At 62.8% G+C, this 18937-nt stretch carries 17 protein-coding genes; 4 read left to right on the top strand and 13 right to left on the bottom strand.

Annotated features, from left to right (window positions below):
- Positions 1-8: 8 nt before the first annotated feature.
- The 9 genes from ACOQPQ_RS06555 to ACOQPQ_RS06595 form a co-directional block, all read right to left on the bottom strand.
- Positions 9-2333: a xanthine dehydrogenase family protein molybdopterin-binding subunit gene (locus ACOQPQ_RS06555; RefSeq protein ID WP_420638639.1), complete on the bottom strand. Its 2325-nt coding sequence runs from the start codon at positions 2331-2333 to the stop codon at positions 9-11.
- Positions 2330-2809 (bottom strand): (2Fe-2S)-binding protein, encoded by a 480-nt coding sequence (locus ACOQPQ_RS06560; protein ID WP_420638640.1) that lies wholly within the window; start codon positions 2807-2809, stop codon positions 2330-2332. The genes ACOQPQ_RS06555 and ACOQPQ_RS06560 overlap by 4 nt, the downstream gene beginning before the upstream one ends.
- A complete protein-coding gene (locus tag ACOQPQ_RS06565; protein ID WP_420638641.1) occupies positions 2806-3657 on the bottom strand; it encodes an FAD binding domain-containing protein in 852 nt (283 codons plus the stop codon). The genes ACOQPQ_RS06560 and ACOQPQ_RS06565 overlap by 4 nt, the downstream gene beginning before the upstream one ends.
- Positions 3657-4847, bottom strand: a complete 1191-nt coding sequence (locus ACOQPQ_RS06570) for an NADH:flavin oxidoreductase (protein WP_420638642.1) — start codon at positions 4845-4847, stop codon at positions 3657-3659. Before ACOQPQ_RS06570 ends, ACOQPQ_RS06565 begins: the two co-directional genes overlap by 1 nt.
- 3 nt (positions 4848-4850) lie before the next feature.
- The gene (locus ACOQPQ_RS06575) at positions 4851-5924 is read right to left on the bottom strand and encodes an alpha/beta hydrolase family protein (protein WP_420638643.1); all 1074 of its coding nucleotides are present in this window, start codon (positions 5922-5924) and stop codon (positions 4851-4853) included.
- A 92-nt stretch (positions 5925-6016) separates the two neighbouring features.
- The gene (locus tag ACOQPQ_RS06580) at positions 6017-6508 is read right to left on the bottom strand and encodes a (2Fe-2S)-binding protein (protein WP_420638644.1); all 492 of its coding nucleotides are present in this window, start codon (positions 6506-6508) and stop codon (positions 6017-6019) included.
- A gap of 43 nt (positions 6509-6551) precedes the next feature.
- Complete coding sequence (locus tag ACOQPQ_RS06585; RefSeq protein ID WP_420638645.1) at positions 6552-7499, bottom strand: DUF1989 domain-containing protein; 948 nt, start codon at positions 7497-7499, stop codon at positions 6552-6554.
- A 209-nt stretch (positions 7500-7708) separates the two neighbouring features.
- A complete protein-coding gene (locus ACOQPQ_RS06590; RefSeq protein WP_420638646.1) occupies positions 7709-8146 on the bottom strand; it encodes a RidA family protein in 438 nt (145 codons plus the stop codon).
- Between the two features lie 44 nt (positions 8147-8190).
- A complete protein-coding gene (locus ACOQPQ_RS06595; protein ID WP_420638647.1) occupies positions 8191-9411 on the bottom strand; it encodes an amidase family protein in 1221 nt (406 codons plus the stop codon).
- 86 nt (positions 9412-9497) lie between these two features.
- Between ACOQPQ_RS06595 and ACOQPQ_RS06600 the strand changes: the two genes are divergently transcribed.
- Together ACOQPQ_RS06600 and ACOQPQ_RS06605 are read left to right on the top strand one after the other, a co-directional pair.
- The gene (locus ACOQPQ_RS06600) at positions 9498-10595 is read left to right on the top strand and encodes a ring-opening amidohydrolase (protein ID WP_420638648.1); all 1098 of its coding nucleotides are present in this window, start codon (positions 9498-9500) and stop codon (positions 10593-10595) included.
- Positions 10596-10626: 31 nt separating this feature from the next.
- Positions 10627-11160: a carboxymuconolactone decarboxylase family protein gene (locus ACOQPQ_RS06605; protein ID WP_420638649.1), complete on the top strand. Its 534-nt coding sequence runs from the start codon at positions 10627-10629 to the stop codon at positions 11158-11160.
- 11 nt (positions 11161-11171) lie between these two features.
- Here the strand turns inward: ACOQPQ_RS06605 and ACOQPQ_RS06610 are convergent, their stop codons facing one another.
- Positions 11172-12914, bottom strand: a complete 1743-nt coding sequence (locus tag ACOQPQ_RS06610) for a CocE/NonD family hydrolase (protein ID WP_420638650.1) — start codon at positions 12912-12914, stop codon at positions 11172-11174.
- Between the two features lie 100 nt (positions 12915-13014).
- Here ACOQPQ_RS06610 and ACOQPQ_RS06615 point away from each other — a divergent pair, with 100 nt between their 5' ends.
- Both ACOQPQ_RS06615 and ACOQPQ_RS06620 read left to right on the top strand, forming a co-directional pair.
- Positions 13015-14211 carry an NADH:flavin oxidoreductase gene (locus ACOQPQ_RS06615; RefSeq protein WP_420638651.1) on the top strand — a complete coding sequence of 399 codons (1197 nt, stop codon included), beginning with the start codon at positions 13015-13017 and terminating at the stop codon, positions 14209-14211.
- A gap of 58 nt (positions 14212-14269) precedes the next feature.
- Positions 14270-15163, top strand: coding sequence for a DMT family transporter (locus ACOQPQ_RS06620; protein WP_420638652.1), 894 nt, complete (start codon positions 14270-14272; stop codon positions 15161-15163).
- A gap of 66 nt (positions 15164-15229) precedes the next feature.
- Here ACOQPQ_RS06620 and ACOQPQ_RS06625 read toward each other — a convergent pair whose 3' ends face one another.
- The 3 genes from ACOQPQ_RS06625 to ACOQPQ_RS06635 all read right to left on the bottom strand — a co-directional run bounded on the left by ACOQPQ_RS06625 (position 15230) and on the right by ACOQPQ_RS06635 (position 18928).
- The gene (locus ACOQPQ_RS06625) at positions 15230-16441 is read right to left on the bottom strand and encodes an FAD-dependent monooxygenase (protein WP_420638653.1); all 1212 of its coding nucleotides are present in this window, start codon (positions 16439-16441) and stop codon (positions 15230-15232) included.
- 95 nt (positions 16442-16536) lie between these two features.
- The gene (locus tag ACOQPQ_RS06630; protein ID WP_420638654.1) at positions 16537-17547 is read right to left on the bottom strand and encodes an amidohydrolase family protein; all 1011 of its coding nucleotides are present in this window, start codon (positions 17545-17547) and stop codon (positions 16537-16539) included.
- Positions 17548-17572: 25 nt separating this feature from the next.
- Complete coding sequence (locus ACOQPQ_RS06635) at positions 17573-18928, bottom strand: dihydroorotase (protein ID WP_420638655.1); 1356 nt, start codon at positions 18926-18928, stop codon at positions 17573-17575.
- Positions 18929-18937: the final 9 nt, after the last annotated feature.

Raw genomic sequence — 18937 nt, forward strand, 5'->3', positions numbered from 1 at the left:
CCTCTGCTCTAGGAATTGGTCAATCTGCCGGCGTCTTGAATCGCCCGATGGATGGCTCCCGGCCCCAGAGGCGTCTCGGTGATCTTGACTCCGAGCGGATGCAGGGCATCGGCCACCGCGTTGGCGATGGCGGCCGGCGCCCCAACCGCTCCCCCTTCACCCGCGCCCTTCATTCCGTCGGGATTCAAGGGGGTGGGAACGACCATGTGCTCGACGATCATTTCGGGCATGTTGCCAATCGCCGGGATCAGATAGTCCATGAAGTTTGCGTTCAAGGGCTGGCCGTCGTCGCGGTAGGCAATTTCCTCGAGGAGTGCGCCGCCCACGCCGAGCGCCACCCCACCCTGCACTTGACCCTCGACCAGAAGTGGATTGATCAACGTGCCGGAGTCATTGACGACCACGTGACGAAGGAGAGTGACCACTCCGGTCTCGATGTCAACCTCAACGGTGGCAATGTGACATCCGTAGGAGAACGTGTTCGTCTCCGGGTGGTACACGTCGGTTGCATCCAGGGTGTAACCGTCCACCCCCTCCGGCAACGGTTGACCAGGAGCCACCCTTGCGGCTACTTGAGCCAGGGGCACTGAACTCGCCGGCGATCCCTTGACCCGGACTTCTCCGTCGCCCACTTCGAGGTCTTGCGGTGAGGCTTCGAGCATCTCGGCGCCGATCTTGATGGCCTGCTCCTTGATCGAACCGGCGGCATGACGCACGGCGGTCCCTCCGACGGGAGCGCTGCGGCTGGCGTAGGTGCCCACACCGCTGGCCACAAGATCGGTGTCTCCGTGTACGACCGTGATGTCGTCGAATTCGACGCCAAGCTCGTCGGCGGTGATCTGAGCGAGAACGGTGTCGTGGCCCTGCCCACTGCTGCATGCCCCGGTGAACACAACCACCTGGCCTGAAGGTTCAACTCGAACGCGGCCGCTCTCAAAGGGGCCGAGCGCGGTCTCCTCCACGAAAAAGCCAATCCCGATGCCGAGGTGGCGACCCTTCGCTCTGGCCCGTTGCTGCTCTCGGCGAAAGTCCTCCCACTCGGAGGCGACCAAGGCGCGGTTCAGGCACTCTTGGTAGTCACCCGAGTCATAGATGATCTCGCCGGCAAGGACGTTCCCGATTCCCCGGTGAAGGGGGAAAACGCCCGCAGTGAACATGTTCCGCTTGCGTACTTCGCCGGGGTCGGCGCCGACCGCGGCGGCCACCAGATCGATGATGCGCTCCATGGTGAAGGCTGCCTGTACGTGGCCGACGCCCCTGAAGGGGTTGAGGGGCGTGGTGTTGGTCATGACAATTGAAGACACAAGCTGCTGATGCTCGATGTTGTAGGGCCCGGAGAGCATCGAAACCCCGATGAACGGCTCGACCAGGGTCAGCCGCTGGAGGTAGGCACCGGTGTTGGTGACCGCGTGGTCGCGAATGGCCAAGATCCTGCCGTCATCGTCGTAGCCGACCTCGACGTCGTGGTACTGCTCGCGGCCGTGGGTGGACGCCAGGAAGTGCTCGTAGCGATCCTCCACCCACTTGATGGGGCGACCTACCCGTTCGGCAACCAGTCCCAAGACGATCTCTTCGGGATAGGGCTGGAGTTTTACGCCGAAGGCACCGCCCACATCGGGAGCGATGACCCGAACGGCGTTCTCCGCCAGCCCCAGGTAGCCGACCAGCGTGGACTTGAGACTGTGGGGAACTTGCGTCGAGGACCACATGGTGAGCCCATTGCGGGCCTCGTCCCACTGGACGATCACTCCCCTGGTCTCCAACGGAGTGCCCGCGTACCGCTGAGTGACGAAACGCTCACTGAGCGTGTGCGGCGCGCCCGCAAGGGCCGACTCGACATCGCCCACCGAGTACTTCAACACGTCGACGATGTTCGACTCGAAGTGGACCACCGGAGCTTCTGGCGCCATGGCCGCTGTAGCCGAGGCCACCGCGGGTAGTGGTTCGTAATCGACGTCGATATTCCCCGCGATATCCTCGGCCACGTAGCGATCACCCTCGACAACGAGTACTGCCACCGGCTCGCCCACGTACCGGACCTTCTCGGTGGCCAATATGGGTTGGTTGAACGGCTTGGTGGTCTCCTCGGCATCGATACAGGGAAGAGGTGGCAAATCCTGGGGGAGTTCGGCCGCGGTGAGGACGCAGACCACCCGCGGGTCGGCGATCGCAACACTCACGTCGATTCCCCGAATCAGCGCGTGGGCGTGGGGGCTGCGAATGAACACCGCATGCACCATCCCGTGCAACTTGACATCCGACACATACCGCCCGTTTCCCCGTAGTAGACGGGGATCCTCCTTTCGACGAATGCTCGCCCCGAACAGACTCATGTCCCATCTCCTCGCCGCGTCACCGCCTCCTCCACCGCTTCCACGATCTTCACATAGCCCGTGCAGCGGCAGAGGTTGCCGCCGAGTCCCTCGATGATCTCCTCTCTGGTCGGGTTAGGGTTATCGTCCAGCAGCTCGAAGATGGTCAGCACGAATCCAGGGGTGCAGAAACCACATTGCATTCCGTGCTTTTCCCAAAACGCCTGTTCGATGGGACCGAGTTCGCTGCCTTCGGAGAGCCCCTCGAGCGTCGTGACCTCGGCCCCGTCGGCCTGCACCGTGAACAGTAGGCATGACCGAGCGGTCTCGCCGTTCACGAGGACGGTGCAGGCGCCGCAAACACCGTGTTCACACGCCAGGTGGGTCGCGGTGAGATCCAGCCGTTCCCGCAGAAAGTCGGCCAAGGTTAGCCGGGCGGGAACCGTGTCCGACCGCTTGATGCCATTGACATTGATCGTCACCAGGTGATGGCTCATAGGGCGCGCTCCAGGGCTTGGGTAAGGGCACGGCGGCTCGTCACCTTGGTGAGGTGCAGGCGAAAGTCGCTCGAAGCGTGGACGTCGTTGACGGGGGTCAGGCCTTCGGGGGCCAGTTCGGCCGCCTCGGCCGGGCTTGCACCTCCTAGGATCGCCTGCTCCACCGCGACGGCCCGCATCGGGCGATCACCCACACCGATCAGTGCCAAGTGGGCGTCGACCACGTGACCGGAGTCACCGACTTGGAGCTGGCAGAGCGCACCGCAGAGGGCAAAGTCGCCGGGTCGGCGGGTGATTTCCACCACTGACCACCCGTTCCGCGGTCCCGAAGTGGGTAACTCGACCGCGGTCAGGATGTCGCATTCGGCCATGGCGGTGTTGAAGAACCCCTGGAACAAGTCCCCGGCTTCGATGGTCCGGTTCCCCGCTGGGCCGGCGACGTGGACGCGGCCGCCCAACGCCACGACCACACCCGGCAACTCCGCAGCCGGATCGGCGTGGGCGATGCTTCCTCCGATTGTTCCCTGTGATCGGATTTGGGTATGCCCCACATGACGCAATGCTTCGATGAGAAGAGGACAGCGTTGAGCCACTTGCGAATCGCGTTCGGCTCGGCGCTGGCGCGTCATGGCCCCGATGACCAGGCGATCTCCGTGATCGGTGATGTGGTCGAGTCCTTCCACCCGGGCCAAGTCCACCAGCAGTGTTGGGCTCGCCATCCGAAAGGCCAGGAGCGGTATCAGACTTTGTCCTCCGGCCAGCAGCCTGGCCTCGGAGTCGCTCTCCAGGGCCTTGATTGCGCCACCGATCGAAGTCGGCGCCACGTAATCGAAGTCGGGGGGCTTCATCAGACTCTCCCTCGAATCCGAGCCCAAGCATGATTCAGAAGATCGATGTTGGACTCGCGCCAGCACTTGAGCGGCGCGGAGCCCTCGTGCATGAGGCAGATGTTGCAGGACACGCAGTCCACCTGGCCTGTTCGGCCACCCTCGATCTGGCGAACCAAGTCCGGTTCGCGAATGAGGGGACGGGCCAAGGAAACGAAGTCCGCCGAGCCGTCTTCGATCACTTCACTCATCAATTCGATCGAGCGGACACCACCGACAAGGATCGTCTTGCTCCTCGCGGTTGCCTTGTGCCTGCGAGCCTCCTCTCGGTAGTACGCCTCCTTCACCGGGGCCGCGAAGACGCGATGCAAGAGCTTGTCCTGCAGGGCCCGCCTTCGCGTCACGCCGACATACCGGGCCGCGCTTTCGGCCTTGGGCGACATGAGCCCGGCGGAGAGTTCGATGGCATCCAATCCGGCGTTGTCCATCATCACCGCCGTGGCTCGGCCCTCTTGTACCGTCAAACCACCGGGCACGTAGTCCCACAGCCCGATCTTGTTCGTGATCGGAAAGTCCCCTCCGACGGCGGACCGCATCGACTTGTACGTCTCGAGCAGGAGGCGCTGGCGGTTCTCGAGCGTTCCGCCCCACTCGTCCTCCCGGCGATTGGTCACGGGCGAGAGGAACTCGGAGAGGAGATAGCCGTGCCCCGCGTGGACGTGAACACCGTCGAAACCGGCCTCTCTCACCCGCCTGGCCGCGTTGCCGAACGCCTCGATCGCTTCCCAGATCTCATCGGAGCCGGCTGCGGCCAGGGGCATACGGTGGAACTGGGGGTTCTCCACGATGGACGGGGCCAACGGTGCAATCGAGTCGTCCCGGCTTTGGCTTCCTGCATGGTTGAGTTGGGCGAAGATCTTCCCGCCCTCGGCGTGGACGGCGTCCGTCAGCTTCTTCAAGGGTCTTATGACCTCGTCGCGGTCGAGCGCCGTCATGCCACGGATGTAGTTGCCCCGGGGGTGGACCGAACAGTGGCCCGTGAAAATGAGCCCGACACCATCGCGAGCCAGCCTGGTGTGGAAGTCGTGGTACTGCTGGGTGATGAGGCCGCGGTGGTCGGCCATGGTCTCAGAGGTTGATGACCGAATGATCCGATTGCGGGTTTCCACCCCCGCGATGTTCCCTGGCATCAGCACAGCAGGCGTCGACATCGGCTACTCCCGCAGGACCCTGGCCAGATAGTCGGCCATGCGAGGCCGGACAACCGGTCCCATGTTGTGACAGCAGTGGTCACCGTCGAGTTCGAAGATGATCTCCGCCTGGGGATTGCCGGCCAGCCCGGCCCGGAGGAGTTCGGTCTGGTGGGGAGGGAAGATCGGGTCGTGGAATCCTTGAACCAGCAGAGTGGGGCAGGACAATTCGCCGATAGTCCGGGAGAGATCGAACGTATCCTGCAGGTAGGCGCGCCCTTCCTGGTAGTCCTCCAAGCCTGACACGTACACAAATCCGGCGCGAGTGTGAGCCGGCATGCCGTCAAAATCGGACATGTCGAAGAACCCGCCCCATGCCACACACGCCTTGAGGCGCTTGTCGAGAGCTGCTGACTGCATGGCGTAGTAGCCGCCAAGGCTCCGACCGAGAACCCCGATGCGATCGCTGTCCAGTTCTGGGCGAGCACTGACACAGTCGAGGACCGCAGATGTATAGCGGTGAAAGTCACCACACAGCTTGACATCGAAGAACATCTCGCCCTGACCGGGGCCGTCAAACGCAAGAGTTGCCACACCCCGGCGGTGGCACAGGGCTTCAAAGTGGTAGCTCTCCTCCTTGGTTGATTCCAGGCCACCGATGAGCACCGCACACGGATGAGGGCCGGGGCCATCCGGAATACGGAGATAGCCGGGAATGACCGTTGATTCGAAATCGACTTCCACCCGTTCGGCTGGGACGACCAGGTGGGGTGCGGCCAACTCGTACAACTCGACCTTCTTGCGCTGCCCATGCTCACGGCGCTCAGGCTCGTGGAACCACATGAGCTGTCCGTAGTGCCATGACAGCGATGAGTGCCACAGCCATTCCCCTCCGCTGACCCGATCTCCAGCGTCGAGAGCGGCCAATCCGAGGGATTGGTAGCGCTCGGCGGTGTCGGCCCAAAACGGCAGCCAGGCGGACAGATCGTCCAACGCTCGAGCGGCCTCAAAGTCCGGGTAGGGAATGCCGTCGGAGAGCATCCTTCCCGGGTTGAGGATCGCCTCGACCTTCTGGGGCACCAAGTCTTCACCGACCATGGCTGACACCCCTCCACTCGAGCGGTCTTCTGGTCATCGACATCGGATGCACTCTCCCAGCACGAAACACTAGACCTGAGTGCGAGCGCACGCTAGAGATCCCTGCTGCGTTGGTCGGCATGGCTTTGAATCGTGGCGAGAACGGCATCAATGATCCCTTGGTATCCGGTGCAGCGGCAGAGGTTCCCGCTGAGCGCCTCCCGAATCTCAGCCTCGGTCATCTCCGAAAATGCCTCGAGCATCGCGTCGATGGTCATGAGCAGGCCAGGAGTGCAGAATCCGCATTGCAGGGCGTGAGTAGCGCTGAAAGCCGTCTGAAGGGGGTGCAATTCCGGGCCGTCGGCCATGCCCTCGATGGTCCTCATGGTGGAGCCATCAGTTTGCACCGCGAACACCAGGCAGGATCGAACAGGAGAGCCGTCAAGCTGGATGGTGCAGGCCCCACAGACGCCGTGTTCACAGCCGACATGTGTGCCGGTCAGGCGCAGTTCGTGACGAAGAAAATCTGACAGCAGCAAGCGAGGGGGAACCGATCGCTGGTACTCCACGCCATTGACCTCGACGGCAATCGGGTGTGTGATCATGTGCCCCTCCCAGCGTTCCCGGGCGACCCTCTCGTGGAGATGGTCATTCCGACGCCAACTGGTCCAGATGCTTCGGCCCCCGCATGAAGCGCGAGATCCACCAACTGAAAAACACGTAGCGAAGCACCTCTGCGTCGGTCGAGCCATATGCTCCCGTCGCCACCAGCTCATCCAGCATGGTTTGCTGCCCGGGACTCAACTCGACGGGCACCTCCGCGATCGTGATGGGGTGATTGACAAAATCCGGGCGGTAGGAGTCATCCCGGTAGAGTTCGCGGTCAGCCTTGATCGGCCTTGCCGCCAGTTCCGCGGTTGTACGCCGGGTTGCGAACTGGCCGAGTTCCGGGCGACCTTCGAACCGGGCGAGATCCTCGGGAAGGCCCTCATAGATTGCGATTCGCAGCGGCTTGAGTTCGAAGTTGCTGGTGGCCATGATGTCGGCACCACAGACGTTGGGCACGGCCAGAAGGTCGATCAGCGCGATGATCTCCACGTAGTCACCCTGATCGGATCGGTTGTCGGCAATGAACGGGTGACCCGACTGATCAACACCGGTGTGCATAAAGAAGTTGAAGGAGTCGTGTACGTCGTCGCTGGTCAGCCCATACTCCCGTTGCGCCTCCGCCTGGATGTCGTGGCAATTCGTGTGGACCTCCGCCCCGAACTGATATTCGAACAGCAACCCGCTGCATCGCGGGTACAGCACGTCGTTGGTTCCCACGGTGTCAGCGATGATGGCCGCGATCGGCCGGTCTCGCGGGGGCGCCGACCAAAGGAAGTCCCCGGTGGTGGGATGCATTCCGTGCATGTGCCTGGTACGTCCGGTGTGGAAGTGCTCCTTGTAGTCGTGAAGGTTGAAGCAGTTGAAATCCGCGCACTGACCGCCCACGCCGACCTGTTCGATGCGGAGGACTTGCCCCGCCAGGAGTTCAACGGCCTTCCCGGTCGCCGGCTCCATGACGTGCTCAAACAGCAGCTTTCTCTCGATCACGAAAGGGTCTCCGAGTGGAACTCTTGCAAGGCCAAGAGAAAGAGGTCGGATCGGTCCCTTGCCTCCGCCATTGCAATGGTCCGATCCACCAACTCAAGTTGCTGCTGGTTCAGCCGCAGCACCACTACTTTGGACTCTGCTGTCACCACGGATCTCTTCCCCCTTGTCCTTGTAGCCCCTGCCTGTCGAATGTAACAGAATTGTCCGGATCATCGAACCGGCGCCTCTAGCACCGCTATGGCATCGATTTCGACCATTAGTTCGGGGAGGACCAGAGCACTGATTCCGATGGTCGAACTTGCCGGAGGATCAACCGGGAAGTACCGGGCCCGGACCTCCTGCACCGCCGGTAGTTGCGCCATGTCGGTGAGGAACACGGTCAATCGCACGACGTCGCTCAGAGTTGCACCGCCCTCGGCGAGCACCCGCTGAAGGTTGTCCAACGCCGCTTCGGTCTGGGCGGACGGATCTCCTGCCCCGATGACGGTCCCGTCTTCACTGAGGGCGACCTGACCAGCGGTGAAGAGCATCTGGCCGGCATCACACACGATGCCCTGAGAGAATGGTTGTGGGTGTTCGAATCCCGCCTTGGCCGGATCCCACACTCCAGCCGGGCGCAACACACTTTTGCCGACCACAGAACTCACCCCTCCACGCAGAAGCCACCGGCGGCCGATCTGACGGACAGATCCTACTGATCTTCCACCATCGCCGCTGGGGCCCGGTCGCCGAGCAAGGTCATGAGCTCGAGGAGAGAAAAATCGCCTCCCGATGCGGTGAGCAAACCGACTCCGATCGACCTCTGATCGCCATCGTGGGGAGTGGAGAAAACCGCTTGAGGAGCACCTGTCAGGCTGCTGGGAGCCGTGAGCCGGAAACATCCGCTCCTGAACTCTGCCAACCTCTGGTCATCCCAATCTCGCATCGGACCGTGCCCCGGCAGGATCGGTAGCACCACAACTGTTCCCTGGGCAACCACGCCACGGAACAGTCGTCTGTATCTGCGCCACTCTTCCCGATCTTCCTTCTTGAAGTTCGGCGAGTCGCGAGACAGGCGCCGGCACCGCTCAAGCCTCGACCGCACGTCGGTGGCCAGTACGTGCCAGTGCTCTTCGACCCACGCGCCATGGTTCGACCAGATTTCTCGACCTTGGAGCCGCGCGAAGAGGTCTGCGACATCTGGGGTGGTGAATTCGCCGAACTCGATTTCTTCGCATGGCACGGCCATGATGCCGGCGGCGGCATCGGCGATTGCCCGTCCTTCCTGAAGAGTGCTTGCATCCACCGAATCAAAGACGTCGACAGCGAACATGACTCTCGACAGCGTGATGCGACTGCCGCCGGATGGGGTGATCACTTCGAGTGCATCGGCCATGATTGAGGCCCGGCGGCCGAGGATCCCGACTACGTCGAACGGAGGGGCGAGCGGGATGACCCCCTCCGGCTTGATCGTTCCATGTGAGGGCCGAAGGCCGTGCAACCCGCAGACTGTGGCGGGCACCCGGATTGACCCTGCAGTATCGGTACCGAGGCCGAGATCGGCGAGCCCTGCCGCCACCGCCGCGGCCGAACCCGAGGACGATCCCCCGCAATAGAGCCGATTGTCCAAGGCATTGCGCGGCGGAGCACCCTCGCCCACGTTGCCGATCAACGAATAAGCCAACTGGTCCATCTTCGTCAGCCCCACAAGGTCGGCCCCCGCCTCGAGCATGTGAGCAAGCACGGGCGAGGTCGTCGTCGCCGCCGGATGGGTGGACCGCCAGCGCTCGTGTCCAAACGAACTTCTATGACCCTTGAGGCTGAAGAGGTCCTTGGCCACAAAGGAGACCCCCCGCAAGCCGCCCTCCCCCGACCCGCTCCGCGCAACAGTGTTGGGCACCAAGGCATCGCAGTCTGCTGGGTCAAAAGGCATGGTCGTTGTCGATCATTCTCGCGCGCGGGCTAATTTGAGATTCACACGTCATCTGACGTGGACGATGCCGAAGGAGAGGCTCCCTCATGCCATTTGAAGTTCGCAAGATTCCATTCGAGCACGTGACGGACACTTCGGGTCTGGAGCAGGCCATCTCCGGGGGCGCCTTTCGGGGCGACCAGATCGTGGGAGTGGTCGGCAAGGTGGAAGGCAACGGCGGAGTGAACGACTTCTCCCGAATTTTGGCCGATCGGGTGCTACGGGACTTTCTCGTCGAGCACTGCGGGCACACCAGGGAATCGGCGCTGAAAGTACCCATCGCCTGGTCCGGCGGCACCGATGGAGTGATCTCACCCCACATGACGGTGTTTGCCGAAGTGGACGGTCCCGCTGAGCCTGCGCACGAGAAACGACTGACGGTCGGGCAGGCAGTGTCGGTTCCCATTTTGCCCGAGGAAATCGGCCGACTCGACATGCTCGACAAGGTGGCCGACGCGGTCAGACAAGCTGTGGCCGATGCAGGCATCGAAGACTCCGCCGATGTCCACTACGTGCAGACCAAGACGCCGCTGCTGACCGCTGAGCGAATCGCCGACGCCCACGCCCGCGGCAAGATGGTTGCCTTGGAGGACACCATGGAGTCGATGGCGGTCTCCAATGCCACATCCGCTTTGGGAATCGCCACGGCGCTCGGTGAGATCGAACGACCCCGCGAGGACCAGATCGCCAAGGACCTCTCCGTCTACTCGTCGGTCGCATCCTGCTCGTCGGGCGTTGAGCAGACCAATGCCCAGGTGGTCGTGGTCGGCAATCGGCTCGGCGTCGGCGGACGCTACCGGGCCGGGCACTCGATCATGGAGGACAACCTCGACTTTCCCGGCATCTACCGAGCCATCCGCTCGGCCGGCCTCGACCTGCCTGATCGGCCCATCCCAGAGGACCTGCAAGGTCGGGTGGTCAACTGCTTCATAAAGTGCGAGATCCACCCCAGCGGCCGACTGCGGGGACGCCGGCAGGTTTCGCTGAATGACTCGGACATCCACCATACCCACCACACCAAGGGTGCCGTCGGAGGGGTGGCCGCCGCCGCGCTCGGGGATCCTGCCGTGTTCGTCTCGGTGGCCGGACTTCAGTCCGGACCGGCCGGCGGTGGATCGGTCGCCGCCATCGTCGATCTCGGCTGACATGGCACGACTGCCCAGCCTGCAACCGCACATGCTCAGCGCGGACCAAGAGGCTCTGTATGGCTCCATCGCCGGAGGCGATCGCGCCAAGGATGCCTCGTTTCCCCTGATCGACGAGAACGGGGCCCTGGTCGGGCCCTTCAACGTGCTGCTCTTCAGCCCTCGGGTGGGGAACGTCATCCAACGACTGGGTGCCGCGCTGAGATTTCACACCGAATTGAGTGCGCCGGTGCGCGAGCTAGCCATTCTCGCGGTAGCGACTTATCACGACTGCGAATTCGAGCGGTGGGCTCACGAATCCATCGCTCGACGAGTGGGATTGACCGATGAGCAGGTCGCCGCCCTGCGAGCCGGGACACAGCCCGACTTGGATCAAGCCGATCTGATGGCCGCATACGACGTATGCCAGTCGATTCTGCACGACAGGTCGATCTCGGACGATGTGTACCGTCGCGCAGAAGAAGAGTTCGGGCAGGACCGACTGGTCGAGCTGTTGATGGTGGTGGGCTACTACGGACTCCTGGCCCAACTCATGAGTGCCTTCGAGGTCCAGCCGCCCGATTGACGATGAACCGTTCAGTTGCCGGGGATGTACGGCACCAAGACCCAGTTCGGATGGTCGGGCCCAAAGTGTACGGTGACCTGATTGTCGAACACTTCCGGCGGGCGGTTCCTCGGATCATCGTGCAGGAATGGACCGCAGCCCCGTAACTCGTTCTTGAAGTTCGACAGTCGGAGTCCCGACGTGTCGCCTGCCCATTCGTAGTCTCGCCCCCGAATCGAAAGGCCGATGCGGTAGCCAGGAGGGATCACGATCGACGTCGGCCAGATCTCTATGTCGAGTTCGTAGATCTCGCCGGGCACCAACGGCTGCTCTTCGTCGTGGGCGTGGTAAGGGCGCCAGACCTCGGACAATGCCTTGTCCAGTTTTCGATGTGATGCCCGCAACCACCCCTGGGCCACCGGCGTGTGGGGATCGATGGCACCCATGAAGGTCACTTCCTCACCACCCGGATCGAACACCCGAAAGACCAGGAATACGTCCGCGTCAGCCGTCGACGACGAGATGTGGAGCTTGGCGGCCAGCGGACCGGTCACCTCGGTTTCCTCTTCGACCGGCGCCATGAGGAACGTCAGGCCGTCACCCATGGCGTCATAGGTGACGGCCGCTTCAGCGGCCACCGGATCGTGCTCCAGCGTCTGGCCCTTCGGGTCGAGGTACAACTTGGTCCAGTCGGTGCGGGGAATGGGCCAGTCGGACTCGGACCGCTCGACAAAGCGGTCGACGTGGCGAATCAGCAACTGCACTCTGGGCTGATCGTCCCACGCGGCGTCATTGCCCTGGAGATACTTGGCGAAGAAGCGCTTCTGGAGCTGCACGCCATAGTCGGTGTAGTACTCGGTCCAGTGCTCGATGCCATGGCACTCCAGGAACTTCTCGGCGGACGCGGCTCGGATGTAGGCCTCGAAGTTCCCTCGGGGGTGAAGCCCCTGCCCTCCCCAGTTCGACGCCGACAAGAACGGTACGGTCACCTTGGACCAATCGGGGGAACGGTCCCTGTGGTACTGGTCGTCAAGCGGATGTGAAGCGATCTCGTTGCCGAAGTCACACCGGTTCACCGCCAACTCATCTTGGCTTAGGGTGTCGGGGCCGGCGACCAATTCGCCAGTGACGATGCTCCTCGCACCATTCTCTCCAACTCCATGTTGCACGGTCTTGATCTGCATGTCGTACCAGTTGTCCCAGAAGGTCGAGAGGATTCCCCCGTGATAGGTCATGTCCCGGTACCAGTCGGCGGCCCCCTCCCAAGGGATCATGGCGGTGAGATGAGGTGGCTGGAGCGAGGCCACGTGCCAGGCGTTGATGGCGTAGTAGGAGATCCCCGACACACCTACCTTGCCGTTCGACCAAGGCTGGACGCCGGCCCACTCGATGCAGTCGTGGAAGTCCCGGGTCTCTCGGGGTGAGAAATGGTCGATGTAGCCAGGGCTGCGGCCCGCCCCCCGAGAATCCACCCGAACGCACACGTAGCCCTCGGGCACCCACTTCTCGGGATCACATACCTCCCAGTTCTGATACTTGTTGCTGGAACCGGCAGCGACGTCGGGGTGCTCCTCGACCATCCGATTCCACGCGCTGGGATAGCCCTCTTGGAAGGCCAGACCCTTGGCGTAAGGGCCGTAACTCAAGATGACCGGATACTGGCCATCGTCATCGGGTCGAAACACGTCAGCCCGCAACTGGAGGCCGTCGTCCATTTCAACGATCACGTCCCAGTCGATTCGCATGCCGTCTCGAACTTCACTGAACGTGCTCATGGCTTCCTCTTCATTGCAGGTTGCTTGCGCCCGCTCCCGCATTCTAGGAGTCTTTGCGAGAGCGTTCTCAAGATCGCCAACATCATCCCAGGGGGATCTCATGCACGCGTTCTCGCCCGGTCGGATCGGAGGCCTGGAAATCAAGAACCGCTTCGTCCGTGCGGCCACTTCTGAGACCATGGCCGATGAGGACGGTGCCGTCACGCAGCACTTGGTGGAACTCCACCGGTCGTTGGCTGCCGGTGGTGTCGGGCTTTCCATTCTCGGACACGCCTTCGTCCATCCCCGAGGCCAGTCGCTGCCCAACCAGACGGGAATACACGATGACACCATGATTCCCGGCTTGGCCCAGCTCACCGGCGCTGTCCATGAAGCCGGGGGGAAGATCTTTGCCCAGCTTGCCCACGCCGGCAACCAGGGGGGAATGGGTGGCGTGGCCATGCTGGCCCCATCGGCAGTCCCCAATGCGCTGACCTCGTCGGCGGTCGAACCGGCCCAGGAGAACGAGATGGAAGAAGTGATCGCGGCGTTCGGCTCCGCCGCTTCCCGGGCGATGGCCGCAGGATTCGACGGGATACACATTCATGCTGCCAACGGCTATCTGCTCAGCTCGTTCGGCTCCCCACACTCCAACACCCGCAAGGACCACTGGGGCGGCGATGCAGCGCGGCGGTCAAGGCTGTTGACTCTCGTGTACCAATCGGTTCGGGATGCAGTCGGAACAGATGTACCGGTGACCGCCAAAGTCGGAATGGTTGACCAGGTGGACGATGGTCTGAAGATTAAAGAAAGCGTAGGGCGAGTGCGGAATCTGGCAGAGATTGGTCTGGATGCTGTGGAGGTGAGCGTCGGGCTGATGTCCTCGGGCGCCGACTCCTGCCACCAGCACGTTGCCGTGGATCGACGACAGGCATTGGCCGATCTTCTCTACCACCGGTTGCTGAGACCACCAGGCCAAGAGGCCTACTTCGAACCGTTCGCCCGGGCTGTCCGGAAGGCAATTCCCGAGTTGAAGGTGCTCCTCGTGGGTGGCCTCCGGACCACCGAGACCATCGAGCGGGTCCTGAACGATGGGTCATGCGACTTCGTCTGCCTGGCCCGTCCCCTCATTCGCGAACCGGACTTGATCGCCCAGATCGAAGCCGGCCGTCGGGGCCGCCTTGATTGCACGTCGTGCAACCTCTGCCTGGAAAACGAGGGGCACCACCATTTGCAGTGCTGGCGCACGCCGAGGGTACGGCTGCTGCACGCCGCCGCGATGCACCTCCGGCGCCGACTTCGGGCCATCAACCACTGAATCGACGTGCACTACGCAGTAGGTTCTCCCCTGAATCCCCAAGCAGGCAAGTGACAACATGACCACGGAACCCGCGAGCAGCCAATCTGGGCTTTCCTCGCACGCCATCGGACTGCTGCTCACCACCGCCGGCGTCCTCGTCCTCACCCCGGACAGCTTGCTCATACGGTTGGTCGACGCCGACGCGTGGACCATCATTTTCTGGCGGGGATTGCTGATGGGATTGACCATTGTCGTCGGCATCTTCGTATGGATGCGGGGTGGCGCAGTTGCTCACTTCCGATCCATCGGCACCGCCGGACTCGTGGTTGCAGTCCTGTTCGCATCGCAACTCACTTTGTTCACCACTTCAATCACCCAAACCAGTGTGGCCAACACTTTGGTCATTTTCGCCACCGCCCCGCTGTTCGCTGCCGTGCTCAGCAGGTTCTTTCTGGGCGAACTTGTCCCCTTGCGGGTTTGGCTGGCAGTGATCATCAGCCTGGGTGCCATCGTGTTCATCTTCTTCGGCAGCATCGGGACCGGCCGGATCGGCGGTGATCTCGCGGCGGCGGGTGCCGCCCTGGCCATGGCCATCGGCCTCACCATCATGCGCCGCAGCAGCCACATCAGCATGATCCCGGCCTGGGGCATGGGGGCGCTGCTGGCTGCGGGATTCACCGTGTGGTTTGCCGAGCCTCTCAGCATCCCCGGCGAGGACGTGGCGGTGGTGCTCCCCAGCGGCATGCTCGTGCTTCCTGTCGCCTTTGCCCTGATTGCGCTCGGCCCTCGAAGGATTTCCGCCCCGGAAACCGGTCTGCTCATGCTCTTGGAAACCACAATTGGGCCCTTGTGGGTGTGGTGGATTCTCGAGGAGCAGCCCAACTCGGAGGCGCTGATCGGCGGTGCGATCGTCGTTGCCGTCCTGGCCGTCAACTCCTTGCTGGGGCTCCGCCGGGCAGCCGTCGCGTAGGCACAGACAGAAACTCCGACATTTGGGTTGCTCGATTGTTGTCCGAGTTCTTGACGCTCAGCCCGCTCAGTTTCCCGGCTCGAACAGTCCGAATCGCCAATCCGGATCCCCGGCCACCATCTTCGAATCGAATTGCGCTCGCTGACCCATGCGCCGAGACCTGGCCGCCACGGTTCTGGCCAAGCTGAGCTGTTGTCGCTCCCAGTTGGCCAGCGATGCGTCCAGGTCGTCACCGTCACCCAAGTGATCGCACAGCGCCCACCCGTCGGCGCACGCCTTGGCCGTACCGGCTGCCACGTGAGGCCTCAACGCCGTGGCCGCGTCACCGATGAGCACGATCCGGCCATGGACGAACCGGTCGGCGGCCATGTCGAAGATGGCCTGGATGAACGGCTTCTCGCAGGCCAAAACCAGATCGCGCAAGGGAGGGGCGAGGAGTTGCTCCGCGTCCTGCCGGAACTTCGAGACAAAGCGGTCTTGCACCAAGCCCGGCGGCACCGTGGCCGGGCGATGGACGTCGTGACGGTCCACCATCAGTTCTTCGAAAGCCGACCCGGCGGCGTTGCGGTACCACACGAAGTTGAGGGCCCTCTGTCCGGGTACGGTCGAGTCACCGAGTCCGGGAATGGCGTAGGCCAGGATGTGGGCGTGGTCGAGAACCTGATAAATCATCGCATCCTCAAAGATCGCCGCCGTAGCCGGCTCAAGGTTGCGCTCCAGCACGGTGCCGCGCCACGCCACGTATCCGGCATAGTCAGTCGTGGTGTGCGGGGAGACGATGCCCCGCACCGTGGAGGCGATACCGTCGGCCGCGACGAGCAAGTCGCAATTTCGAGATTCCCCGTGCTCGAATGCGATGGTCACCCCTCCGACAAATTGGGCACAATCCTTGACGTTGTGGGCCAAGTGGTACCGTTCGCTCGGAAATTCCTCAAGCAAGGCTCGGTACAAGGTGTTCCAAGACGTAAATCGGTTGTAGGTCGCCGCCGCGTCAATGGCAGAGCCGAACCGATCGACATAGGTCCAGTAGGTGAGCGTCAGGGCCAAATCGGAGTTTCCTGCGCTGTCCTCACCCAACGCCGAGCCCTTTTCGGCGAAATAGCGCTCTGTCATGGGCAGCACGACGATGCCTGCTCCCCGGTCCTCAAGGGCGCTGGCGGAGCGCTCGAAGACGTGGACGTCATGCCCGACTTCGTGCAGGAGGATTGCGGCCGTCAGTCCTCCGATGGACCCTCCGACGACGGCAATCTGGAGGGGCTTGACCCCCGACTCTTTCATACAGAGATTCCCCAACAAGGCTCAACGACTGGTCGGGACCAGACTATGGGGCACTCCGAAACGGCGCACTCCGACGGCGAGTGAGGAACAACCAACTACAAACCGAAGATTCGGCAGGCGTTGCCACCCTTGATGGCGAGTCGGTCGGCAGCGCTCAAACCCACGGTGCCGTCGATGAGGCCCATGGGGTCGGGCTCACCCATGTCGAATGGATAGTCGGTGCCCGCCATGACCATATCGCTCCCCACGACCTCGATGAGATGGCGAAGGTAGAGCGGCTGGAAGACCATCGTGTCGTAGAGGAGGCGCTTCAGGTAGTAGCTGGGTGGATGGTCGGGGATGTGGACCCGAGTCTCGGGGCGGACCTTCCAGGTGTGGTCGGAACGGGAGGCGTAGAACGGCAGGTACCCGCCCCCGTGAACCAGTACCAGCTTGAGTTCGGGCAGTTCCTCGAACAATCCCGAAAAGACCATGCGAGTCACGGCCACCGTGGTTTCGAGCGGATTGCCGACGCAATTGACCATGAAGTAGTCCCCGAGCCGATGGCTCTCCTCGTAGCCGTTCGGATGCAGGATGACCGGGACTCCCTTGGCTGCCACCGCCTCCCAAAAGGGGCGGAAGACCGGTTCATCGAGGTTTCGACCGGCAATGGTGCCGCCGATCTGCAAACCCTTGAAGCCCAGTTCATCGACTGCCCGATTCATCTCGGCGATCGCCCGGTCCACGTCTTGGAGCGGTACGGTGGCTCCGAAGGCCGAAAATCGAGAAGGGGTCTCGGCCACCGCTTGAGCCAGATTGTCGTTTTGCAGTCGAGCGGCTTCGGCACCCACTGCCGGCGGTGCCCAATACCCATACTCGGAGACAAAAGTGGACAGTCCTTGGATGTCGACTCCCATCGCGTCCATGTGCTCGATTCGAGTGCCAGGGTTGGTGAGGGCATCGAGGATTTGCGGAATCATCACCTGGTTCTGGTCTCGGGACTCCTGGCCCATGAAATAGAGATAGGGCTCGTCTCGGGGCCGTGCATGGTCCCTGAGCAGCTCGGCAGCCGAGGGGGTTGCCAGATGACAGTGAACGTCGACCGTGGGCACCCCCTGATCCCTCATTCGCTCCTCCTGCCGAACTTGCACTCTAGGGGAACGAGGTGCGCGGCTCGGAGCCCGGACCGGGGATGAACCGACCGCGGGTGGGGGCTCCGTCTTCGACGACCCGACCACGTAGCAAGACCTCTTCCACTCGGCCGCGTACGTCACGTCCGGCGTACGGGGTCCACCCGGCACGAGAGACCACGTGATCGTTGTGGATCTGCCACTTCGCAGAGGGGTCGACAACGACAAGGTCGGCGTCGAATCCCACCGCTATCCGACCCTTGCCCCGGAGTCCATACCGCTCGGCAGGCCGCTCGGCGTAGGCCTCGACCAGTCGCTCCAACGACGTTCGCCCGCTCAGGGCGGCGTCGATCATGAGGGGCATGGTCGTATCCAATCCCGGTAGCCCGAAGTGGCATTCCCAGATCGAACCCTCCATCTTCTGCGCCACAGTGGATGGGGCATGATCGGTGGAGAGGTGGTTGACCCAGCCATTGTTGAAGGCGGTCCACATTCGGTCCTGCTCCTCAGCAGACCGAATACGAGCCGGCGGTGTGAACTTTCGAAACGGCCCGTGTTGGTGAATCTCCGACTCGAACAGGTAGAGATACTGTGGACAGGTTTCCGCCGCTATGGGTGAGCCTGCAGCTCGCTCCCGCTGGATCAGGTCGACCACATCGGCGCTGCTGGCATGGGCCACGGTGGCCCGGGCACCAGTCACCTTGGCCAGCAACGCAGCCGACCCCACGGCGACCAACTCCGCTTCGCGCGACCGCCATTCCGGGACAATCCCAGGGTCGACTCGACCTTCGGCCTTCAGCCGCCGTTCGTTGCGAGCGGTCATGAGGTCATCTTCGCAATGCACAAGGCAAGGCGCACCCAAGCCGGAGAGTTCCTGGAACACCTCCAGCAGGATCTCAGGGGTGACCGCGGGTATCCCGTGGGTGGCGCAGGTGAAGATCTTGAAGAACACCACGCCCGCCTCCCACAGACGTCGAATGTTGCCGACGTGATCCGGAAAAACATGGGCGGCGAACGCGTAGTCCACGAATGACCGACCCCGGATGTGGTGCCACTTCTCTTCGAATCGTCCGGTGTTGGTGAGCGGCCAACTGTGGGTGTGCTCCACGATGGTGGTCACCCCTTGGCGAACGGCCGCGCGGGTTCCGGTGGGAAAGTCCTCTCGGGTCGGATCGCCCGGTTCCATGAGATGGACATGGGTGTCCACCATGCCGGGGAGCACGTAACGGCCATCGGCTTCGACCACTACATCGGCGGCCTCGGCCTGGCCCGGTTCAAGAACTGCGGCGACAAGGCCGTTGCGGACGTACACATCGGCGCGCTTCCGGCCGCCCGCAGTGACCACCGTTCCGCCCCGGACAACAAGATCGAACGTCATGCTGTTAGC

This window comes from Candidatus Poriferisocius sp. (genome assembly GCF_965219775.1).
Lineage (GTDB): Bacteria > Actinomycetota > Acidimicrobiia > Acidimicrobiales > Bin134 > Poriferisocius.